Genomic DNA, 19,967 nt, shown 5'->3' with positions numbered 1-19,967 from the left:
GGTTCAGCCGTGCCGCGCCCATTGGCCCGATTGTCTACAATAATCCGTGACAACATCGCAAACAGGAGGCCATCATGGATCCAGACCAGCTCAAGTCCTCGGCGTCGGCCGATTACAGCGAAGCCGCCATCATGAGCGGCCTGTACGGCGACGGCTTTATCGCCTGCAAAGGCGCCTTCACCCGTGAGTGGGTGCGCCAACTGGGCGCGGATATCGCCGTGCTGTTCCAGGAAGCGCTGGCCCGCCCGGGCGGCGCCCTCGGTCGCGGGCCCAACCGCTATTATGTCGAGATCCACCCGGAGCGCCTCAGCGGCTTTATCGACATCGTCACGCACCCGTGGGTGGTGGCGGTCTGCCGCGCCATCCTGGGACCCGATTATCGTATCGTCGAAGCCGGCTTCGACGTTCCCGGTCCCGGCGCGCTGCACCAGCCCTGGCACCGCGACTTTCCCACGCCGGAGGCGACGCTGAAGGGCCGGCGCCTCAATTCGCTGGCGTTCAACATCACAACGGTGGACGTGACCGAGGACATGGGTCCGTTCGAAATCGCCCCCGGCACACAGTGGGACGACCTGGCCGGCGGCGACTCGATGTTCCCGGCGCGCGATTTATGGCCGCGCTACGAGGCGCTGGCACAGCGCAAGCTGGCCAAGATGGGCGACATTTCGGCGCGCTCGGCGTTGACCATCCATCGCGGCACGGCAAACCAGTCCGACAAATCGCGTCCGGTGTTCGTGCTGGGCGTCGACGCGCCGGACGCCCGCAACGCCGACAAGCACGACCTGCAACTGACGCGCGGCTATTACGACAGCTTGCCGGAGGCGGTGCGCCGCCACATCACCTGCCGCGTGGTCGACACGCTCGATCCTATCGTGCAGGAGCACACCATCGCGGGTCTGCTGACCGGCGTGTCGCCAGGTGAACGGATGGGAATGGCTGGCTAAGCGCGCGAGCCATGCTCAAGATTGCCGACGCAATCCCTCCACCAATTCCGGCAGTTCGGCCATCGAGCCGAACACCAGTCGGGCGCCGGCCTCTCGCAGCCGTTCGGGCTGGTCCGGCGGGCTGTGCGGACCGCCGGTAAAGCCCAACACGACGGTGCCGGCCCCCACGGCCGCGTGCACGCCGGTGATGCTGTCCTCGACGACGATGCAGTCGGCGACACGTGCGCCCATGCCGGCGGCCGCCATCAGGTAGACGGCCGGATCGGGTTTCGGCCGGCCCGCGATATCGGCCGTGTAGAGGCCGCCGTCAAACAGGGAGATCAGCCCGGTGCGCTCCAGCAGCCCCTGCACGCGCACCAAGCGGCTGTTGCTGGCGACGGCCTTGGGCAGCGCGATGGCGCGCAGCGCGGCCTGGACGCCGGGCACCGGCTCGGCCTTGCGGTCGCATTCGGCCTCGACCACCCCGCGCATGACGGCCAGATCGGCGGCGCTCGGTTCCGGCAGGCCCAGTTCGGCGCACACGCCCAGTACCAGCGCTTCGAGTTTCAGGCCGAGCCGTGGACGGATCAGTGGCAACACACGCTCGCGGTCGCCGGCGATCGGCGCGAGAAAGTCGGCCAGCGCCTGCAGGGCGATGGCTTCACTGTCGATCAGCACGCCGTCGCAGTCGGAGATGAGGTGGGTGATGGTCATGCGCAGCCTTAGAAAGATAATGGACCGCCAATCATGCCATATCAGAATGATTTTCTCCGCAGTATCGAATACTGGGTCACGGGCCGTGCTACGAAGGCTAGTGTATGTTCAGGAGCACGGTAAGAGCTCACCCAACCAACGCCTTTAGCTCCTCCGAACCGCAATGCAATAACCGCTGCCCTTCCTTCGCTACATTGACCTGCAGCGCGACGTTAGCCACTTCGAGCACATCTTGCGTCAACGTGTAGCCGCCCTTGGCCTGCAGCCAAGCCAACACGTCCGCCAAATGCCATATCGAAGAACTGCCTTCATGTACCGGCGCCGGGAAACTGCCCGGGTAAGTCAACATCAGCTTGCGCATGTTTTGCCGTGACACGCCCACCAATTCAGCCACGTCTGTCAATCCAACCAAATCCGGGGCAACCTCGATCAACGTCGCCGAAGGGATAGCTCTGCGCACGTCGGCCAATGCGCTGCGCACGGCAACGTCCGCGTTGTCGGCGTCGCGTGTGAATTCCAGTGCCAGCCGGCCCGGTTGACCGATCCCGACCAAGGCATCGTCGCAGCCTTCCTCGCCTAGGCGCTCGACCAACTTATCGGCATCAGGGTCATCATCGGTGAGCTGATACTTCAACGTAAAAGTGTATTCCATTTGTCAATCCTCGGCATCGTTGGCTGCTTGCTGTTCCCTGCGGCGCACCGTGCAACCGTCAACGACCCGCCGCAAGGCACGCGCGTGGTTGCCAGGATTCTTCGGCGTGCACCATACCGACGCGATACAAAATTCGCCGCAACGGCACTCGCGATCGTTGTATGGACAGTAAATTCGCCCCCAAGCATGGCCGCCGCCAACCTCAACGCGCCATCCCTGTTTTTCAGCGTGTCGGAGAGCATCCTCGATGTCCTTATTGGGATGGGAGGGACGGATCATCGGTGATCTCCAGTATAGGACGTGGGCTCAGGTTGTCAAGTGACAACCTGAGCCCAGGCCTGGGTTTTCGCACAGCCTGTACCGAATTTTCAGCTATTGTGATGACGCGGAGGTTGAGACAGAATCAAATCGATGCTGCTTCAGGAGGCTTTGTCGCGCTACGGCCGCCGGCGCGACACGATGAAGCGCTCCAGCTCGGCGGCCGCGTGGTCGATATGCCGCTTCAGCAGGCTGGCCGCCGCCCTCACCTCGCCGACTTTGCACAGGCGCACAAGTTCGGCGTGCTCTTCCTCGGCGCGCCGGCAGCTATCGACGCTCAGGGACAATTGCAGGCGCGTGTAGCGGTCGGTCTGCTGCAACAAGCCGGCGACGATGGCCATGGTGCGGGGCTGCTCCGCGCGCGACATCAGCAGGTCGTGCAGGCGCGTGTTCAGCTCGCCCCAACGGGTTGGATGCTGTGCGTGTAATTCTTGCTTATACTCGGCCAGGATGGCGTCGATTTCGGCGAAGTCGGCTTGCGTGAGCTTGGGCGCGGACTTCTTCAGCAGTAGCGGCTCAAGCAGGCCGCGCAGCATGAACAGTTCATTGATCTCGGCGATCGACAACTCGGACACCACGGCGCCCTTGTGGGGAACGATCCTGACCAGGCCTTCGCCTTCGAGCTGCACCAGCGCCTCGCGCACCGGAATCCGGCTGATGCCGAATTCGGCCGCCAGCGCGTCCTGTCGCAGCTGGAATCCCTCCGGCAGGTCGCCAGCCATGATCTTGCGTCGCAGCGCATCCGCCGCCTGCTCGGCGACGGTGGTCACGGCGAAGCGCGGAACTGCGGCCTTGGCGGCGGTAACGGTGGAACTCATGGCGGGCTTTCGGTCAGGTGTCCGGGCAGGCGCCCGAACTTTGCAGGCGGCAGTATAAATTATATTGTCGCCTGCGCCGGAACATATCCGGCGCGCGGCCGGAAACCTTAGGCGGCGACCTCTTTCGACCAGCCGGCGTACCAGGTGCGGAACAGGCCATACTGGATCTCGGCATAGCGACGCTGGCTGTCGCTCAGCACATCGGTCTCGTTGAAGTGCAAGGTGTATTCCTTGTCGCCGTTGAGCACCATCAGGTACTTGTAGAACAGCACCAGGTCGGTGCCCTCGTCGAACGACGACAGCACGGCCAGCGCCGATTCCAGCTCGCGCGCCTGGCGGCGGGCGGTGACGTCGCCGTTGGCGGCCTTGCGGCACAGCGCGACCAGTTGCAGCACTTCGCGCGGCAGCGCGTTGCCGATGCCGGTAATGGCGCCGGTTGCGCCGCAGTTGACGAAGCCATGGAACACCTGCGTATCGACGCCGGCCATCAGCGTGACGTTCTCGTCCTGGCTAGTGATGTGCTCGGCCGCGTAGCGCAGATCGACCGCGCCGCCGAACTCTTTGAAGCCGATCAGGTTGGAGTGCTTGGCCCGCAGTTCGAAGAACAGGTCGGCGCGCGTGGCGAAGCCGTAGTACGGGCTGTTGTAGATCACGCTCGGCAGCTTGGGCGCGGCCGACAGGACGGCCTCGAAGTGCGCCTTTTGCGCCGCCGGCGAGGCGCCGCGCGACAGCACGCGTGGAATCACCATCAGGCCGCTCGCGCCCACCTTGGCGGCGTGCGCGGCGTGCGACACCGCCTCCTTCGAATTGACCGCGCCGGTGCCGACGATGGTCGGCACACCGGCGCCGACCAGGCGCGCCACACCCTCCTGGCGCTGCGCTTCGGTCAGCAGCGGCCAATCGCCCATCGAGCCGCAATACACCACCGCGCTCATACCGAGGTCGACTAGCTCGCGGCCCTTCTTCACCAGCGCGTCGAAGTCGGGGGTGCGCTCGGGGGTGCAGGGAGTCATCAGGGCCGGAATGGTGCCGGTGAAGATGTTGTCGCTCATGGTGCTTCCTTTAGATAGGCGTTGGAATGGGGGAAAACTGACCCATGAATCATAATCCCTTTGGATATTTTATACAATCTGAAAAATAAAGACTTGGCCAAATAAATACAAGTCTTTGATTTTTATGAAAATTCCTCTAACCTACCTATCGATCCCAAGGCGGAATACCGGAAAACTCCTCCGCCAAGAAGTCGATCATCACGCGCACCTTGGCGCTCAGGTGGCGCCGGCTCGGATACACCGCCAGCACGTCGATATCGGGCAAATGGTAGTCCGGCAACACGCGCACCAACCGCCCCGCTTTCAAGTCGGCGCCGATCAAAAAGGTCGGCTGCCAGATGACCCCGCCCCCAGCGACGGCCACGGCCCTCGCCGTGTCGCCGTTATTGGTATGCATGGGGCAGTTGACCTTGACCACGTCCGCCTGTCCCAGATGATCGCTGAAATGCCACTCGTCGGCGGTGGCCGCGTAGCGGTAGCCGATGCAGCGGTGCGCGGCGAGGTCTTGCGGCACCTTCGGCACGCCGTGTTTTTCGAGGTAGGACGGCGCGGCGCAACAGATATTTTGCGACGTCGCCAGCTTGCGCGCCGCATGCGATGTCGAGCCGGAGCGCGAGATGCGGATCGCCATGTCGTAGCCCTCCTCGACGATATCGACCACCCGGTCGCTCAACGCCACCTCCAGCTCGACGCCGGGGTGCTCGTCCATGAACTTGCCCCACAGCGGCGCCAGTTGCAGCACGCCAAAACTGAGCGGCGCGTTCAGCCGCAGCAGACCGCGAGGCGTCATCGACGTCGATGACGCGATCGCTTCGACCTCGGCCATATCCTCAACGATGGTCTTGGCGCGCTCGTATAGCGCGTCGCCGCTTTCGGTCAGCGACATCTTGCGCGAACTGCGGTTCAGCAGCCGCGTACCGAGGTGGCTCTCCAGATCGGCGATGATGCGCGTAACATTGGCCGGCGATGTATCGAGCGCGTCGGCCGCCCGCGCGAAGCCGTTTTTGCGCACCACTTCAACAAACACTTCCATCGCCCGCAACCTGTCCATGTCAGCCTCCAATATTCAGAAAACCTGAATATAGCACCAATATCCGAGGCTTTGATTGCTCGGATGATTAATCCTATAGTGGCTACACACCCACTCTTTATTGGAGAACCACCATGAAACGCTTTGAAAACAAGACAGTCCTCGTCACCGGCGGCAACAGCGGCATCGGCCTGGCGACCGCCATGCGATTCGCCAGCGAAGGCGCGCGCGTCATCATCACCGGACGCGATCCAGTCACCCTGGAAACAGCCCGCCAGCAATTGGGCGAAGCCGCGATCGCCGTGCGCAACGACCAAGGCGATATCAAGGATGCCGCAACGCTGGCCGCCACGTTGAAGGAACAGGGCATCACGCTCGACGCGCTGTTCCTCAATGCGGGTGTAGCCAAGTTCGCGCCGTTCGACGACATCGACGAAGCGCTGTGGGACCACACCTTTAACGTCAACGTCAAAGGCGCGTATTTCACGATCCAGGCGTTGACGCCGCTGTTCAGCCGCGGCGCTGCGGTGGTGCTGAACGGTTCGATCAACGCTCACCTCGGCATGCCCAACTCGTCGGTCTACGCCGCCAGCAAGGCCGCCCTGATCTCGTTCGCCAAGACGCTGTCGGCCGAGCTGCTCGAGCGTGGCGTGCGCGTCAACGTGATCAGCCCCGGGCCGGTGTCGACGCCCTTGTATGGCCGCCTGGGCCTGCCCGACGCGCAACTGAGCGACATGGCCGCCGGCATCGCCCAACAAATCCCGCTGAAACGCTTCGGTACGCCGGACGAGATCGCCGGCGCGGTGCTCTACCTGTCCTCGCCCGAGGCCGCCTTCGTCGTCGGCACCGAACTGATCATCGATGGCGGCATGAGCCAGCTGTAAGCACGGGCCGCGCCGCCAGGTCGTGGCGGCGCGGCGCCTGGGGGATTACTTATCGAGCGTATAGAAATGCAGCACCGTGGTCTGCGAGTAGTCGCGGCCCGGGTCCACGCGCGTGGTCGGGAAGGCCGACTGGTTCGGGCTGTCGGGATAGCCCTGCGCCTCGAAGCTGATGGACTGGTACTTGGTCAGCTTCTGGCCGCCCTTGCCGGTCACCTCGCCCTTCAGGAAATTGCCGGTATAGACCTGCATGCCAGGCTCGGTGGTGGCGATCGTCAGGCCGCGCCCGGAGTGGCGGTCTTCGATCTTGACGGCCGGCTTAGGTTGGGCCGTCTTGCCGCCGCGAATCAAATAGTTGTGATCGATGCCGCCGTTGGCCAGCGCCAGTTGGGGATGCTGCATGCGCACGCGCTCGGTGACAACGCCAGGGGTGCGGAAGTCGAACGGCGTGCCGGCCACCGGCAGCGGCTGGCCGGTCGGGATCAAGGTCTGGTTGACGGGCAGGATGGCGTCCGATTCGATGGTCACCTCGGCATCGGTGGCCAGGCGCGTGGCCGGGATGCCCGACAGGTTGAGCATGCTGTGCCAGGTCACGTTGACCACCGTCGGCTTGTCCGTCTTGGCGCCGTAGCGGATGGTCAGGTCGTTTTTGTTATTGAGCTCGTACGTCACGTCGGCCACCACGGTGCCGGGGAAGCCCTGGTCGCCATCGGGCGACGTCAGCGTAAACGTCACCGACGCCTTGTCGGCGGTCTGCTCGACACTCTTGACCACCCAGTTGCGCTTGTCCCAGCCGATCGCGCCGCCGTGCAGCGTGTTGGGCGCCTCGTTGACCGACAGCGCGAACTTCTTGCCGTCGATGGCGAACGTGCCGTTGGCGATGCGGTTGGCGTAGCGTCCCACCGTCACGTTGGTGAAGCCCGGGGTCGTCTCATAGCCGGCCAGCGTGTCGTAGCCAACCGCCAGGTCGGCGGCGTTGCCCTGTTTGTCCGGGAAGCGCAGGCTCTGCACCGTGGCGCCATAGGAGATCAAGGTGGCCGACAACCCGCCGGCGTTTTTCAGGACGATGGCTTCAACCTTGGCGCCATTGGACAGCGTGCCGAAGGGCATGCGCGACAACGACACCCCGGCTGGCGCAGCGGCGTCGCGGGATGGCATCTGGCTGCAGGCGCTGAGGCCGACCAGGGTGCTGAGCAGGAAAATCGTGGCGGGTCTGGTGGAAATAGTCATGTGTAGGTAAGGTGTCCGTTAAAAAAAGAGGCGGCCGGCGGATGCCGGCCATGCCTATGATAATTGCTGAGCCGGCCATCAGGCGCCCGGGAGGGCCGGCATCCGCACAAAAAAATCCCGGACTTAACGCGCGATGCTGGAAATCTCTCCGTCCGTCAACGCCGAACCGTAAATGCGCAGATCGTCCATCGATCCTTTGTACGGCGCGTCCCACCAGTTCACGCCCAGCGCGAACACGCCGGTGGTGGTGGTGAACACATTGGGGAAGTTCACGCCGCTGTAGCGCTTCGCGCCGTTGACGTAGATGTTGACGCCGCCGTTCTTGACGCTGAACGCCACGTGCGACCATTGTCCGACCGGGATGTTCATGCCCAGGCCGGCATCGTACCAGGCGGTTCCCGACCACAGCATGGTCGCGCCGCCGACGCCGTCATGGCCCTTCGGCAGCAGGCTGATCCACGAGTCGCCGGTGCGGGCACCGAAGAACGTGGTGGAGAACGCGGTCAACTGAGCCGGCTTGAGCCACATGGCCACCGTGTAGGTGTTGCTGGAGATCAGGCCATTCGGCAGGCGCACGCCGCTCGCGCCGTTGAACACGGCCGCGCTGCCCTTCATGCCCGCCTCGTAGCCCAGGCTGCCGCCGCCGACATCGATCTTCGCGCCGATGACAGTGCCTGCGCCAAACGCGCCGGTCGCATCGCCAAGGTTGCCGTCGAAGGTGTAGTGGGCGATCATGCCGCCCAGCTTGCGGACCGTGACAACAAACGACTTGGTCACCCGCGCCTGCCCCTTGGTGATGGTGGCCGTCAAGGTGACGCTCACATCGCTCGCCGGGCTGGTGACCTGCCCCGTATTGCTCAACACGCGCGGATTCGACGATGTCCACGTGATCACGGCATCGCGCGCGCCGCTGGTCGGCAGGGTCATGTCGCCGGTGACCGCGTTGGTGTTGCCCAGAGTGAGCTGGTCGGCGATGGCGTTCACCGCCTGCATGTCGCTGCGCGGCGTCAGGCGGCTGCCCATGACGGAGACGCCATCGCGCGAAGTCGCCGAGAACGTCATCACATGGCTCTGCGAGGTTTCATCCCATTGTTTGAGGAACACCCCTTTGAATGGCGGCGAGCCGGCCAGATTGATCTCGGCCTGGTTGGCGCCCACCAGCGCCCAGGAGCCGGTGACGGCGCCGCTGATGGAGCCGTTCGCGTTGAGCGTGATGAACCGGGATTTTTTGATGGTGGCCGAAATATCCTTGCCATGGTTGACGAACATATAGTCGCCGAAGACGAATCCGCGCTGAACCGATTCCAGGGTCTCATTGGAGTTGCGGTACGGCGCCACGACGGGCCAGCCGTCGGCGTTCATGAACATCTGGTGCACGCGGACTTGATGCTGTTCGCCACGCTCGGGGAAGCGGGTGTGGAAAATCAGGAAGTGCTTGCCGGTGGCCGCATCGTAATAAGCCGAATTGTGGCCCGCCGAAACATAGCCGGTGCCGATGCCGGTGCCCGGCTCGCCCAGCTTGCGCTCGAAGAGGAAGTTACCCATGATCTTCACGCCATACGGCGCGATCGACGCGTCGTCGAACAGGGGTTTGGACGGATCGGACTTGACGTTGGCCATGTCCACGCCCTGGGCGTCGTAGTACGGGCCGTCCGGGGAAGTGGCGCGGGCCACGCGCATGTTGTAGCCGCCGGCCGCGTCCAGGCCGCCGAACGACGTGAACATGTAGTAGTACTGCGTGACGGGGCTGAACATCACATAGGCGCCTTCGATCCGGCTGTGATTGCCGCCCATCAAGCGCTTGCCGTAACCCTGCCCTGGCAGCGGCATGCCGTTGACCGGGTTCATCTGCATGATGAAAATACCGCCGGAATAGGAGCCGTAGATCATCCACAGCCTGCCGCCGTTATCGAAAAACACGTTCGGATCGACGGTGTTCGGATGCTTGAGGGCGTCGTAGACGGTGCCGTCATAGCTGGCCTGGCCCCACATGCCGGATTTGAGGAAGATGCCCTTGTTCACATAGGGGCCTTCGATCTTGTCGGCCACCGCGATACCCATGGCCGAGCGCGGGGAGTCGCCCTTGCAGGCGTTGTAATACATGTAGAACTTGCCGTCGGCGAGGCGGATCACGTCCGGCGCCCACAGCGTGGTCGTTTGCGCCCAGGCGAAGGTTTCCGCCAGTTCCGTGTAGACGTTGTTCGAACCGTTGAGGAACAGCTTATTGGTGGCGCTGACGGAGTCGGTGATCGGGGTCCACCGCATCAAATCCTTGCTTTTGGCCGATGCCAGGTGGGAGCCGAAGACGTAATAGGTGCCGTCCGTTTTGATCACGGAAGGATCGTGGACGGAAGCGTTCAGGAAGGTCACCGGCGCGGTTGGCGCCTGCGCGGCGGCGTTGACGGACAGCATGGAAGAGGCCACTACAGCGGCGGCTCCCCAAAGCGAGAAGGATTTGTTCATGTTTGTCTCCGTTGATATTTTTATCGTTTTAGCCGCCAGGAACCTCGGACGCCCGCCTTGCTGGCTGAAGCGGCCCGGCAAATCCCATGGTCGGCTTTGCACGATATAGCGCGGGAATCGGTGTGTCCAATGACCTTTTACGCCGCTGCGATAGCCAAACGGGCATCGGGGGATGGCGAAGCCGTTTGCATGCGCATTGCCCGCCACTTCTCCTTGCAACCCGGTCCATGCGGATTTTCGTCTTTTCTGTTGGAGACTTCCGAAGCGCGCCATAAATTAACGCTGCATGGCCAATCTCGTCTGTCAGGTCACATTTCCTGCAACAGCGGACTGGCGGCGGTGAAGTCGGCGAGATGGTCGAGCAGCAGGCGCACGCGTGGCGGCAGGTAGCGCCGCTGCGTCCACACGGCGTAGACGTGGCGCGGCTGCGGCATCCACGCCGGCAACACTCGCACCAGGGTGCCGGCGGCCACCTCGTCCCGGCTCTGCAACAGCGGACACAGCAGAATGCCCAGGCCGGCAAGCGCCATATCGACCGCCAGCCGCATTTCGTTGACCCGTATCCGCGCCTGTGGCTGGACCACCACCTCGGCGCCGTTGTCCGGACGGCGCAGCCGCCAGGTGCGCAACGGTTCGGCCACGATCAGGTCGTGCCCGCCCAGTTCCGCAGGATCGGCCGGCACGCCGGCGCGCTCCAGATACGACGGCGCCGCCAGCATCACCAGCGATGCGTTGCCCAGGCGGCGCTGCATCAGCGAGGAATCTTCTAGCGAGCCAACGTGGATAGCCAGGTCGGCGCCGCTGCCCACCAGGTCTTGCGGGTGGTTGGAAAGCTCCAGTTCCAGTTTGATCTGCGGGTAAGCGTGCATGAAGCTGGTCCAGGCCGGCGTCAGCAGCCCGCTGGCGAAGTTGACGGGCGCCAGCACGCGGATCAGGCCCGAAGTCTCGGACAGGCTGTCGTCGAGCTGCCGCGTGGCCTGGCGCAGCGCCCGCACCAGGGGCCGGCAGCGCTCGTAGTATTGCCAGCCCTCGGCCGTCGGTTGCAGGCGGCGCGCGCTGCGGTTGAGCAGCCGGTAGCCGAGATCGCTTTCGAGCTTTTGCAGGCGCCGCGTGACCGTCGCCGGGGGCAACTTTTCACGTACGGCGGCGGCGTTCAGGCTGCCCTCCTCCACGATGGTGACAAACAGCGCTAAATCGTCGAGCATGATTTCATTTTTGGAATTTAAAATTGAAAATATGGCTCTAGTATAGATTGTCGCAATTGACTACGCTGTGATCTCCACTCTTTTAGGAGATTCCATGTCTGATCTGTTTCGTTTGCGCCTGGTGTTCGCGCTGCTGATGTCCTTGCTGATGTCGTCCCTGATGAGCGGCTGGGTCACCTGGCTCAATATCGGCCTGCATCCGGCCTTCATGACGCGCTGGCTGTACGCCTTCATGGCGGCGTGGCCCGCCGCGTTCACGGTCGTGATGTTGTGCGGACCGATGGTGCATGGGGTGAGCCAGCGGTTGGCGGTGAAAGCTGCGCGCTGGCAGTAAAGGAAGCGAACTCATATGGGCAAAACGGCGGGCATGGCGTTGCAATTAAGATCGGCCAATAGGCAAATACAACGTCAATGCCTTGCTTGCTGTGCGACGGAATCCAAATCCCTCATAGAACGCGGCCGTCCGAGCATCTTTGGCATCCTCGATTAGCACGCGTACGCCCATCTTCTGTCGCACGGACAGGGCCAAGTTAACGGCATGGCCAAGCAACAAATGCCCGTGGCCCTTACCTTTCTCGGCTTTTGCCACCGCCAGGCGCGCAACCCGTATCGCAGGCACAGGATACTTTGGCAGCCGCTTACGGTCTTCATCTCGCAATTCATGTAAGTGCAGCTCCGCTGCGGATAACGAGCAGTACCCCAAGATACGAGCCGGTTGCGCATCGTCGATCAGCACATGAGTGGTGGCGATACCGTCGCGCTGATGCTGTCCAGCACGTTCACGCAGGTAATCGTCCAGCGCAGCGACACCACACTCAAAACCATCGCGGTCATGGTGGGAGGCATCCAAAACGGTAAAGACCAGTGCCATGCTCAGCCCTGAGCGAGCCGGGACGCCGCCTCCATCGCTCTCTTTAGCCGGTCGTTCGGGCGGAATTGATCATCCAAAGCATCAAGGAACCGTCGCGACTCCTGCTCCGACAGCGTGGTAACGCTGGCGGCGGCAATGGTGGTATCTGCTTCACGCAGCACAGCATCGCGCACGAAAACGGACACCGGCATTCCTCGCAGTGCGGCAGCTCTAGCAATACGATCTTTCTCCCGGGATTCAAGGCGAAGATCAAGGCGGGCAGTGGCAGTCGTCATGGGAACTCCTTTGTACGGAATGCTACCGTACAATCCCAGTCCCTGCAATCGCCCGATCTCAGGGAGCCGATTTCCCTCAACACGCTCTGGAGGATCAGGGAGCACTACCAGGCCAGCGCGCGCGGACCGAGCGCGGCCCCCAGGGCGGTCGGAATCAGTATCCCCAGCAAATACCAGAAACCGACGAACGCCGGACTCATTTCCGGGCAATGCAGGCAGTAGACGACCGCCGCCGCGCCGCCGGCGGCGAAACCCGCCGCCGCACCCGCCAGGCGCAGGCGGGTCGGCGCCCGCCCGCGCAGGATATGCAGCGCTGCGGCCAGCAGCGGCAGCGACAACAACGCGATGAGCAGCGGACAATAGCGCCACGTGCTGCCCCAGAACAGATCCGAACGCGATTCGGGCGCCGCCAGCCACAGCGCGACGCCCGCCACCGCCCACAGCGCCGCCACGGGCCCGGCGATGAACAGCGGCAGCGCGCGCGTGCTCGCGCCGGGCGCGGCCAGGCGTTTGACCGCCAGCGCGCCGGCGCCCGCCAGCGCCAGCGAAAACACCAGCTTCAGCCAGAACTTCGGCCAAGTCATCTCCAGGTCCAGATCCGGACGCAAGCCCAGTATCGCCAGCATCAACGCGGCGCTGGCAAGCAGGCCGCCGAGCAGCGGCAGCGCGGTGGCGCGCACCGGCCGGGCGGCCAACGCCACATCCGGGCCGCTGGACAACATGGTGATCAAATCGTCTGTCTTCATGGCGAACCTCTCAGGATAGTGGCCAATGTCTTCATTCCGCGATGCACAGATACTTTGACGGCCGCCTCCGACATCTGCAGCGTCGCGGCCGCCTCGCGCGTCGATAAGCCGTCCAGCTTGGTATGAACGATGGCGTCGCGCTGCTTGTCCGGCAGCAGGCCGAGCAGCCGGGCGAGGTCGCGCCGCGCCTCGCCGGCCTCCAACTCGGCGCTGGAGAACAAGGCGCTCTCGCCTTCGTCGACGTCGTCCAGCGAATCATGCAGGCTGTCGCGCCTGGCATGCCGCCGCAGCCAGTCGATCAGCTTGTACTTGGCGATGGTGTAGACCCATGCCGTCAGCGGCACGGCGGTGTCGTAGCTGAGGCGCTGGTTGTGGATCGCCAGCAGCGCTTCCTGCACCAGATCCTCCACCTCGTCCGGCCAGCGGCTCAAACGCCGCCGCAGGAAGGCGCGCAAATGCGTCGCCGTCGCCGCCAGAAAACGTCGATAAGCCAGGGCATCGCCATCCCTGCCCTGTAAAAACAAGGCATGGAGGCGTAATTCGGTCATGCGAAGGTGGTCCACCTCTTCTATTCGTCGCATCGCGGCCTTTGGTTACATCGTCCATGCAAATAAATTTTTTCACGATTATTTTGATGTGGCCTGTAACCAATCCGCCGGCTGGCGCGAACTCACTGTTACCGACATCGAGAACGCTCATCATGAAACCCACAGTTATACCAGCTCACGGGACAACAGCCACTATCCACCCGATCTGGCTGCGCCTGACACATTGGCTCAACGCCTTCGCCGTCGTGATTCTGTTGACGAGCGGCTGGCGCATCTACAACGCCACCCGGTTTCTCGATTTCGCGATTCCGCCGGGCCTGACCCTGGGCGGCTGGCTCGGCGGCGCCTTGCAGTGGCACTTCGCCGCCATGTGGCTGCTGGTCGCCAACGGCTTCCTGTACTTGCTGATCAATCTCGTCTCGGGCAGGTTGCGGCGGCAGTTTTTTCCGGTCGCGCCGCGCCAGGTGCTGCGCGACCTGGGCCAGGCGCTGCGGGGCAAGCTGTCGCACGCCGATCCGCGCCATTACAACAGCGTGCAGCGGTTGGCGTATCTGTTTGTGATGGTCGCCAGCACCGTCATCGTGCTGTCCGGATTGGTGCTGTGGAAGTCCGTGCAGTTTCCGCTGCTGCGTGAGCTGATGGGCGGCTACGAAGGCGCGCGCCTGGTGCATTTTTTCGCGATGGCGGGCCTGTTCGGCTTCATCGTTATCCATGTGGTGATGGTGGCCCTGGTGCCGCGCACGCTGCTTGCCATGTTACGCGGGCGTTGATCGCCGACTGGACACACCATGATAAAACTCTTCAAAAAACGCGAGATCGTAATGCCGACCGAAGGCGCCGCGATGCTGGCCGACGCCATCGCACGGGTGCCGGAGCCATCGCGCCGCGCCTTCCTGCAACGCAGCGTGACCCTGGGTGGATTGACCTTGCTGACCGGTTGCTCCCTCGGCAGCGAGGAAAGCATCGAGGCGGCGCTGAACCAGGTTTCCCGCTTCAACGACCGCGTCCAGGGGATGCTGTTCGATCCCGCCCGGCTGGCGCCCACCTACCCGGAATCGATGATCACGCAGCCGTTTCCGTTCAACGCCTACTACGGCGAGGACGAGATCCGCGACATCGACGGCGACGACTGGCGCCTGGAGCTCAGCGGCATGGTCGCCGACCGCAAGCCGTGGACGCTGGGCGCGTTGCGCGCGCTGCCGCAGCAATCGCAAGTCACACGCCACATCTGCGTCGAAGGCTGGAGCGCGATCGGCAAGTGGGGCGGCGTGCCCTTCTCCCGCTTCCTGCGCCACATCGGCGCCGATTTAAGCGCGAAATACGTCGGTTTCAAATGCGGCGACGACTACCACACCAGCATCGACATGGCGACCGCGCTGCATCCGCAAACGCTGATGGCGCTCAGCTTTAACGACCGGCCGCTGCCACCGCGCTACGGCTTTCCGATGAAGCTGCGCATGCCGACCAAGCTCGGTTACAAGAATCCCAAGCACGTACAAGCCATTTTTGTCACGAATACCCACCCTGGCGGCTATTGGGAAGACCAGGGGTATAACTGGTTCGGCGGTAGCTGACCTGCAATCACGTTGTTAAAACCCGTTGTTAAAACCGTTGTTAAACCTAGAAGGAATCACCATGAACAAACTGACCACCACCCTGCTCGCCGCCTGCCTGATGATGTCCGGCGCCTCCTACGCCCAGGACGCGATGAAAAAAGACGACATGTCGAAGGACGCCATGGGCAAGGACGGCATGGCGAAGGATGGCATGAAGAAGGACGCCATGAAAAAACCCATGCATCAGGACAAAATGGCCAAGGACGGCATGAAAAAGGACGCCATGGCCAAGGACGAGATGAAGAAAGACGACATGAAAAAGGACGACATGGCGAAAGACGCGATGAAGAAGTAATTCCGCATCACGGATGTTCGGCAACCGGCTTGCCGAACATCTTCAACCAGACAAACCCCGCCATCCCGGCCACGAGCGAGGCCAACAAAATCGCCATCTTCGACGCGTTGATCAGCGCCGCATCGTCGCTGAACGCCAGGTTGGTGATAAAGATCGACATCGTAAATCCTATCCCGCCGAGCAGGCCGGCGCCGATCACGTGGCGCCATCTCAGGTCCGCCGGCAAGGTGCAGATGCCCAACGCCACCGCGGCCAGGCACGCCAGCGTGATGCCCAGCGGCTTGCCAAGTACCAGTCCCGCAAGGATGCCGACGCTATTGGACGACAGCAGCTCGCCCATCCATCCGGCGCCGATGACAATACCGGTATTCGCCAACGCGAAGATCGGCAGGATGACAAACGCCACCGGCAGGTGCAGCGCGTGCTCAAGGCGATGCGAAGGAGAAGCGGCGTCCTCATCCTTTGCTGAATAGGGAATCGCGAACGCCAGCAGTACGCCGGCGATGGTGGCGTGCACGCCGGACTTGAACATCAAGAACCACATGAGCGCGCCGCCGACCAGATACGGCGCGAGCGCGAGCACGCGAAACACCCGGTTCATGCAGAGCAGCCCGGCGAACACGACCAGCGCGCCGAGCAGGTAGAGCGGCGCCAAGGTCGAGGTATAGAAGACGGCGATGACGATGATAGCGCCGAGATCGTCCATGACCGCCAGCGCCGTCAGGAACACTTTTAGCGAGGTCGGCACGGCGCTGCCAAGCAGCATCAGCACGGCCAGCGCGAAGGCGATGTCGGTCGCCATGGGAATCCCCATGCCGGCCTGGCTCGGCGTGCCGCCATTCAACAGGAAGTGGAACAAGGCCGGCACGACGATGCCGCCGGCCGCCGCCACCATCGGCAACAACGCGCTGCGTATGCTCGACAACTCGCCGTTGTGGATTTCCCGCTCCAGTTCGAGGCCGATCAGCAGGAAGAAGATGGCCATCAAGGCGTCATTGATCCACAACTCCACCGACAGGCCGGCGACCTTGACGTGCCAAAAATGCAGATAGGGCTCGGCCAACGGCGAGTTGGCCAGGCACAGGGAAACGATGGTGCAAGCGATCAGCAGGATGCCGCCGGCTTTTTCCGATTCGACGAAACGGTTGAATGTGTTGGAGATAGGCGTTGGAATGATTTTCATAAGGACGCGTAAAAACCGCGCGGCGGCCCGACCTGACGCATTCCCTGCCACACGACATGTGTGGACACCCAATCACAATGATAACAGAAGGTAACGACCGGCGGCGCACGGCATGGGCGCACGCCTGAAAATAATAGCAAATTTGCTACGGTATAATTTGCCATGAGTTAAGGAGTTCCAATGCAAATTTTATTCCCCGCATGTTTAATCATGCTCGTCGTTTTGTGGGGAATTTTCTCTCCCGCGACGATGTCCACCGTATTCGGCGCCGCGCTGTCGCTACTGACCAAAAACTTCGGCTGGCTGTATTTGTGGGTCGTGCTCGGCCTGGTCTTTTTCGCCGCTTACGTCGCCTTCAGCCGCTACGGCAATCTCAAACTGGGTAACGAGGACGACGAGCCGGAATTCAGCGTCGGCAGCTGGTTCGCGATGTTGTTCGCCGCCGGCATGGGCATCGGCCTCGTGTTCTGGGGCGTGGCCGAACCGGTTTCCCATTACGTCACGCCGCCACCGGGAATCACCGCCGGCACGCCGGAGGCTGCGAACGCGGCGATGCGCTACGTCTTCTTCCATTGGGGCATACACCCGTGGGCGGTCTACAGCATCGTGGCGCTGGCGATCGCTTTCTTCCAGTACCGGCGCGGCGGCCTTCCCATGATCAGCACCGTGACCGGCAGCCTGCCGTGGCGCTGGGTGCGGTCGCTGTCGGGCGTCTTCAACGGCCTGGCGATTGTCGCGACGGCCTTCGGCGTGGCGGCATCGCTGGGCGTGGGCGCACTGCAGATCAATACCGGCATGCACGCAGTCTTCGGCCTCGACGTCAGCAAGACCTGGCAGATCGTCATCATCGTGGTGACGGCCGCCGTGTTCATGACGTCGGCCGTGACGGGCGTCGAAAAAGGCATCAAATATCTGTCGAACTTTAATATCGGCGTGGCCGTGCTGCTGGCCATCACGGTGTTCGTGCTGGGGCCGACGGTGGCGATCATCGACACCTTCAGCAACACGCTGGGCAGCTATCTGACCGATATCGTGCGCATGAGCCTGAGGTCGACGCCGTTCCGCGACAGCGAATGGGTCGGCAACTGGACGATTTTCTACTGGGCGTGGTGGATCTCCTGGTCGCCGTTCGTCGGCCTGTTCATCGCCCGCGTCTCGCGCGGCCGCACGATCAGGGAGTTTATCGTCGGCACCGTGGTCGCGCCGTCGCTGGCGGCGTTCGTCTGGTTCTCGGTGTTCGGCGGCACCGCGCTGCACATGGAAATCTGGCAGCACGTGCCGCTGTCCGAAGCGGTCAAGGCCGACGTCGCGACCGCGCTGTTCGCCATGTTCGCGGCCATGCCGTTCGGCCTGATCATGTCGGTGGTCGCCACCATGCTGGTGTTGGTGTTTTTTATTACTTCGGGCGATTCCGCCGTGCTCGTGCTCGGGATGATGAGCACCAATGGCAATCCCAACCCGCCCAACAAGGTCAAGGTGCTGTGGGGCGTGCTGGTGGCGGGCATCGCCGTCAGCCTGCTGCTCGCCGGCGGCCTGGAGGCGGTGCAGACCGCCACCATCCTGTTCGCGCTGCCGTTTGCCATCGTGATTGTGCTGATGGTCGTGGCGCTGTGGCGCGCGCTGCGCGAAGACTGGAACGCCGAGAACAAACGCGAGCGCGAAATGCGCAAGCGGGTGCGAGAGATGTTGTCCAAATAGGGACAGAGACAGCACCGGTGTCCGGCGGATATATCCTGCCGGACACGGCTGCCCTTCCCCGGCATATATAATAGGTTTCCGTTTCCCGAGTAGGCCCCATGCATCCGCCCGACAAGTCCCCGCACGACATGCGCAGTGCCTTCCGGCGCGAGTTCGCCTCGCCGCAGGTGTGGATGGTGCGCACCGTGGTGGTGAGCGCGGCCGCAGTCGCGGGCCTGGTGGTGGTGGGCTTCACCTGGCTGGCCGAACGCGCGCTGGGCCTTTTCCTGCAACTGGCCGGCGCGGCGTGGTGGCTGCCGCTGCTGTGGACACCGCTCTGCTGCGGCGTCATCGTCTGGCTCACGCGGCGCTATGCGCGTGGCGCGGGCGGCTCCGGCATTCCGCAAGTGATGGCCGCCCTCGACCCGGAGCTGTCCGGCGGCCGGCGGCCGCTGCTTGTCTCGCTGCGGCTGAGCGTTGCCAAGATCGGGCTGACGTCGGCCGGCCTGCTGGGCGGACTGTCGCTGGGGCGCGAGGGACCGTCGGTGCAAATCGCCGCCGGCGTCATGCTCGCCGCGCGCCGCTGGCTGCCGCGCGGCAGCGGCGTGAGCGCCCATTCCCTGCTGGTGGCGGGCGGCGCGGCCGGGATCGCGGCGGCGTTCAACACGCCGCTGGCCGGCGTCATGTTCGCCATCGAAGAACTGTCGCGCACGCCCGAACAACGCAATAGCGGCCTGATCGTCTCAGGCATCGTGCTGGCCGGCCTGATCGCCGTCTCGGTGTATGGCAACGGCACCCATTTCGGCGTCATCCACCCGGGACCGATCGGCCTGCCACTGCTGGGGCCGGGCTTGCTGGTGACGCTGGTCACGGGGCTGGCCGGCGGTCTGTTCGCCCGCCTGCTGCTCGCCTCGCTGCGCGGCACTTCGCCCGACCGGCCCAGCCGCTGGCGGCAGCGATTTCCCATCCGCTTCGCCATCGGTTGCGGGCTGGCGGTGGCGCTGATCGGGGTCGTCACCGGTGGCGCAACCTACGGCAGCGGCAACGACGCCACACGCGCCTTGCTCGACAATAACGGCCACGTCCCGACCGGGTTCGCGCTGTTCAAATTCACCGCCACCTGGTTGACCGCCTGGTCCGGTGTTCCCGCCGGCATCTTCGCGCCGTCGCTGTCGATCGGCGCGGCGCTCGGACACGACGTGGCGGCGCTGACCGGCTATCCGCATGCGCCGGCCGTCATCGCGCTGGGCATGGTCGGCTTCCTGGCCGCCGCGACCCAGGCGCCACTGACGGCGTTCATCATCGTCATGGAAATGGTCGATGGCCACGGCATGGTGCTAAGCCTGATGGCCTGCGCGGTCATCGCCAGCACCGTCTCGCGCGTGCTCAGCCCGCCGTTGTACACGGCGCTGGCGATGATCCAGTTGCCGCCGCGCCGGGTTTTCCCATCGCAGCACAAGGGATGACGGC

Annotated in this window: 22 protein-coding genes and 1 pseudogene; 8 read left to right on the top strand and 15 right to left on the bottom strand. The window is 63.5% G+C overall.

All coding sequences use genetic code 11. From position 1 onward, the window contains the following. The first annotated feature begins 74 nt into the window (after positions 1–74). Entirely contained in the window at positions 75–944 is an 870-nt protein-coding gene (locus NHH88_15960; GenBank protein ID USX17203.1) for a phytanoyl-CoA dioxygenase family protein, read from the top strand. A 15-nt stretch (positions 945–959) separates the two neighbouring features. Here the strand turns inward: NHH88_15960 and NHH88_15955 are convergent, their stop codons facing one another. The 6 genes from NHH88_15955 to NHH88_15930 all read right to left on the bottom strand — a co-directional run bounded on the left by NHH88_15955 (position 960) and on the right by NHH88_15930 (position 5,528). Next, positions 960–1,601 carry an HAD-IA family hydrolase gene (locus NHH88_15955; GenBank protein USX17202.1) on the bottom strand — a complete coding sequence of 214 codons (642 nt, stop codon included), beginning with the start codon at positions 1,599–1,601 and terminating at the stop codon, positions 960–962. Positions 1,602–1,764: 163 nt separating this feature from the next. Continuing rightward, positions 1,765–2,289 carry a DNA-binding protein gene (locus NHH88_15950; protein ID USX17201.1) on the bottom strand — a complete coding sequence of 175 codons (525 nt, stop codon included), beginning with the start codon at positions 2,287–2,289 and terminating at the stop codon, positions 1,765–1,767. A gap of 3 nt (positions 2,290–2,292) precedes the next feature. After that, positions 2,293–2,568 carry a hypothetical protein gene (locus NHH88_15945; GenBank protein USX17200.1) on the bottom strand — a complete coding sequence of 92 codons (276 nt, stop codon included), beginning with the start codon at positions 2,566–2,568 and terminating at the stop codon, positions 2,293–2,295. Positions 2,569–2,726: 158 nt separating this feature from the next. Beyond that, on the bottom strand, positions 2,727–3,425 hold the full coding sequence (locus NHH88_15940; GenBank protein ID USX17199.1) for a GntR family transcriptional regulator: 699 nt from the start codon (positions 3,423–3,425) through the stop codon (positions 2,727–2,729). Positions 3,426–3,532: 107 nt separating this feature from the next. Beyond that, positions 3,533–4,477 (bottom strand): dihydrodipicolinate synthase family protein, encoded by a 945-nt coding sequence (locus NHH88_15935; GenBank protein ID USX17198.1) that lies wholly within the window; start codon positions 4,475–4,477, stop codon positions 3,533–3,535. A gap of 145 nt (positions 4,478–4,622) precedes the next feature. After that, the gene (locus NHH88_15930) at positions 4,623–5,528 is read right to left on the bottom strand and encodes a LysR family transcriptional regulator (protein USX17197.1); all 906 of its coding nucleotides are present in this window, start codon (positions 5,526–5,528) and stop codon (positions 4,623–4,625) included. A gap of 113 nt (positions 5,529–5,641) precedes the next feature. On the opposite strand from NHH88_15930, the gene NHH88_15925 reads away from it, so the two are divergent. Beyond that, positions 5,642–6,391 carry an SDR family oxidoreductase gene (locus NHH88_15925; protein USX17196.1) on the top strand — a complete coding sequence of 250 codons (750 nt, stop codon included), beginning with the start codon at positions 5,642–5,644 and terminating at the stop codon, positions 6,389–6,391. Positions 6,392–6,436: 45 nt separating this feature from the next. Here NHH88_15925 and NHH88_15920 read toward each other — a convergent pair whose 3' ends face one another. The 4 genes and pseudogenes from NHH88_15920 to NHH88_15905 all read right to left on the bottom strand — a co-directional run bounded on the left by NHH88_15920 (position 6,437) and on the right by NHH88_15905 (position 11,286). After that, positions 6,437–7,618 (bottom strand): galactose mutarotase, encoded by a 1,182-nt coding sequence (locus NHH88_15920; GenBank protein ID USX17195.1) that lies wholly within the window; start codon positions 7,616–7,618, stop codon positions 6,437–6,439. Between the two features lie 123 nt (positions 7,619–7,741). Further along, the gene (locus tag NHH88_15915) at positions 7,742–8,233 is read right to left on the bottom strand and encodes a LamG domain-containing protein (GenBank protein USX17351.1); all 492 of its coding nucleotides are present in this window, start codon (positions 8,231–8,233) and stop codon (positions 7,742–7,744) included. Positions 8,234–8,629: 396 nt separating this feature from the next. Continuing rightward, positions 8,630–10,030 (bottom strand): annotated as a pseudogene (locus NHH88_15910) (glycoside hydrolase family 43 protein). 359 nt (positions 10,031–10,389) lie between these two features. After that, positions 10,390–11,286: a LysR family transcriptional regulator gene (locus NHH88_15905; GenBank protein USX17194.1), complete on the bottom strand. Its 897-nt coding sequence runs from the start codon at positions 11,284–11,286 to the stop codon at positions 10,390–10,392. Positions 11,287–11,380: 94 nt separating this feature from the next. Between NHH88_15905 and NHH88_15900 the strand changes: the two genes are divergently transcribed. After that, positions 11,381–11,620 carry a DUF2798 domain-containing protein gene (locus NHH88_15900; GenBank protein ID USX17193.1) on the top strand — a complete coding sequence of 80 codons (240 nt, stop codon included), beginning with the start codon at positions 11,381–11,383 and terminating at the stop codon, positions 11,618–11,620. A 45-nt stretch (positions 11,621–11,665) separates the two neighbouring features. Here the strand turns inward: NHH88_15900 and NHH88_15895 are convergent, their stop codons facing one another. The 4 genes from NHH88_15895 to NHH88_15880 all read right to left on the bottom strand — a co-directional run bounded on the left by NHH88_15895 (position 11,666) and on the right by NHH88_15880 (position 13,726). Beyond that, positions 11,666–12,157 (bottom strand): GNAT family N-acetyltransferase, encoded by a 492-nt coding sequence (locus NHH88_15895; GenBank protein ID USX17192.1) that lies wholly within the window; start codon positions 12,155–12,157, stop codon positions 11,666–11,668. 2 nt (positions 12,158–12,159) lie between these two features. Then, positions 12,160–12,432 carry a DUF1778 domain-containing protein gene (locus NHH88_15890; GenBank protein USX17191.1) on the bottom strand — a complete coding sequence of 91 codons (273 nt, stop codon included), beginning with the start codon at positions 12,430–12,432 and terminating at the stop codon, positions 12,160–12,162. Between the two features lie 104 nt (positions 12,433–12,536). Further along, positions 12,537–13,178, bottom strand: a complete 642-nt coding sequence (locus tag NHH88_15885) for a DUF1109 domain-containing protein (GenBank protein USX17190.1) — start codon at positions 13,176–13,178, stop codon at positions 12,537–12,539. Beyond that, complete coding sequence (locus tag NHH88_15880) at positions 13,175–13,726, bottom strand: sigma-70 family RNA polymerase sigma factor (GenBank protein USX17189.1); 552 nt, start codon at positions 13,724–13,726, stop codon at positions 13,175–13,177. Before NHH88_15880 ends, NHH88_15885 begins: the two co-directional genes overlap by 4 nt. Positions 13,727–13,878: 152 nt before the next feature. On the opposite strand from NHH88_15880, the gene NHH88_15875 reads away from it, so the two are divergent. From NHH88_15875 to NHH88_15865, 3 genes are all read left to right on the top strand, one after another. Further along, the gene (locus NHH88_15875) at positions 13,879–14,496 is read left to right on the top strand and encodes a cytochrome b/b6 domain-containing protein (protein ID USX17188.1); all 618 of its coding nucleotides are present in this window, start codon (positions 13,879–13,881) and stop codon (positions 14,494–14,496) included. Positions 14,497–14,514: 18 nt separating this feature from the next. After that, a complete protein-coding gene (locus NHH88_15870) occupies positions 14,515–15,300 on the top strand; it encodes a molybdopterin-dependent oxidoreductase (protein ID USX17187.1) in 786 nt (261 codons plus the stop codon). Positions 15,301–15,361: 61 nt separating this feature from the next. Then, complete coding sequence (locus NHH88_15865; protein ID USX17186.1) at positions 15,362–15,637, top strand: pentapeptide MXKDX repeat protein; 276 nt, start codon at positions 15,362–15,364, stop codon at positions 15,635–15,637. 7 nt (positions 15,638–15,644) lie between these two features. Here the strand turns inward: NHH88_15865 and nhaA are convergent, their stop codons facing one another. Next, on the bottom strand, positions 15,645–16,820 hold the full coding sequence (gene nhaA / locus NHH88_15860) for a Na+/H+ antiporter NhaA (GenBank protein USX17185.1): 1,176 nt from the start codon (positions 16,818–16,820) through the stop codon (positions 15,645–15,647). 180 nt (positions 16,821–17,000) lie between these two features. Here nhaA and NHH88_15855 point away from each other — a divergent pair, with 180 nt between their 5' ends. Both NHH88_15855 and NHH88_15850 read left to right on the top strand, forming a co-directional pair. Further along, complete coding sequence (locus NHH88_15855; protein USX17184.1) at positions 17,001–18,518, top strand: BCCT family transporter; 1,518 nt, start codon at positions 17,001–17,003, stop codon at positions 18,516–18,518. A gap of 98 nt (positions 18,519–18,616) precedes the next feature. After that, positions 18,617–19,963, top strand: a complete 1,347-nt coding sequence (locus tag NHH88_15850) for a chloride channel protein (GenBank protein ID USX17183.1) — start codon at positions 18,617–18,619, stop codon at positions 19,961–19,963. The last annotated feature ends 4 nt before the right edge of the window (positions 19,964–19,967 follow it).

The organism is Oxalobacteraceae bacterium OTU3CAMAD1 (assembly GCA_024123915.1).
In the GTDB taxonomy this organism is placed as follows: domain Bacteria; phylum Pseudomonadota; class Gammaproteobacteria; order Burkholderiales; family Burkholderiaceae_D; genus Rugamonas.
Note: the sequence above shows the minus strand (reverse complement) of the source record. Positions and strands in the feature narration are given on the sequence as shown.

Coding starts and splice junctions, on each gene's coding strand:
- NHH88_15960 (USX17203.1), top strand. CDS start 75: ATGGATCCAGACCAGCTCAAGTCCTCGGCGTCGGCCGATTACAGCGAA.
- NHH88_15950 (USX17201.1), bottom strand. CDS start 2,289: ATGGAATACACTTTTACGTTGAAGTATCAGCTCACCGATGATGACCCT.
- NHH88_15945 (USX17200.1), bottom strand. CDS start 2,568: ATGATCCGTCCCTCCCATCCCAATAAGGACATCGAGGATGCTCTCCGA.
- NHH88_15940 (USX17199.1), bottom strand. CDS start 3,425: ATGAGTTCCACCGTTACCGCCGCCAAGGCCGCAGTTCCGCGCTTCGCC.
- NHH88_15935 (USX17198.1), bottom strand. CDS start 4,477: ATGAGCGACAACATCTTCACCGGCACCATTCCGGCCCTGATGACTCCC.
- NHH88_15930 (USX17197.1), bottom strand. CDS start 5,528: ATGGACAGGTTGCGGGCGATGGAAGTGTTTGTTGAAGTGGTGCGCAAA.
- NHH88_15925 (USX17196.1), top strand. CDS start 5,642: ATGAAACGCTTTGAAAACAAGACAGTCCTCGTCACCGGCGGCAACAGC.
- NHH88_15920 (USX17195.1), bottom strand. CDS start 7,618: ATGACTATTTCCACCAGACCCGCCACGATTTTCCTGCTCAGCACCCTG.
- NHH88_15915 (USX17351.1), bottom strand. CDS start 8,233: ATGAAGGGCAGCGCGGCCGTGTTCAACGGCGCGAGCGGCGTGCGCCTG.
- NHH88_15905 (USX17194.1), bottom strand. CDS start 11,286: ATGCTCGACGATTTAGCGCTGTTTGTCACCATCGTGGAGGAGGGCAGC.
- NHH88_15900 (USX17193.1), top strand. CDS start 11,381: ATGTCTGATCTGTTTCGTTTGCGCCTGGTGTTCGCGCTGCTGATGTCC.
- NHH88_15895 (USX17192.1), bottom strand. CDS start 12,157: ATGGCACTGGTCTTTACCGTTTTGGATGCCTCCCACCATGACCGCGAT.
- NHH88_15890 (USX17191.1), bottom strand. CDS start 12,432: ATGACGACTGCCACTGCCCGCCTTGATCTTCGCCTTGAATCCCGGGAG.
- NHH88_15885 (USX17190.1), bottom strand. CDS start 13,178: ATGAAGACAGACGATTTGATCACCATGTTGTCCAGCGGCCCGGATGTG.
- NHH88_15880 (USX17189.1), bottom strand. CDS start 13,726: ATGACCGAATTACGCCTCCATGCCTTGTTTTTACAGGGCAGGGATGGC.
- NHH88_15875 (USX17188.1), top strand. CDS start 13,879: ATGAAACCCACAGTTATACCAGCTCACGGGACAACAGCCACTATCCAC.
- NHH88_15870 (USX17187.1), top strand. CDS start 14,515: ATGATAAAACTCTTCAAAAAACGCGAGATCGTAATGCCGACCGAAGGC.
- NHH88_15865 (USX17186.1), top strand. CDS start 15,362: ATGAACAAACTGACCACCACCCTGCTCGCCGCCTGCCTGATGATGTCC.
- nhaA (USX17185.1), bottom strand. CDS start 16,820: ATGAAAATCATTCCAACGCCTATCTCCAACACATTCAACCGTTTCGTC.
- NHH88_15855 (USX17184.1), top strand. CDS start 17,001: ATGCAAATTTTATTCCCCGCATGTTTAATCATGCTCGTCGTTTTGTGG.
- NHH88_15850 (USX17183.1), top strand. CDS start 18,617: ATGCATCCGCCCGACAAGTCCCCGCACGACATGCGCAGTGCCTTCCGG.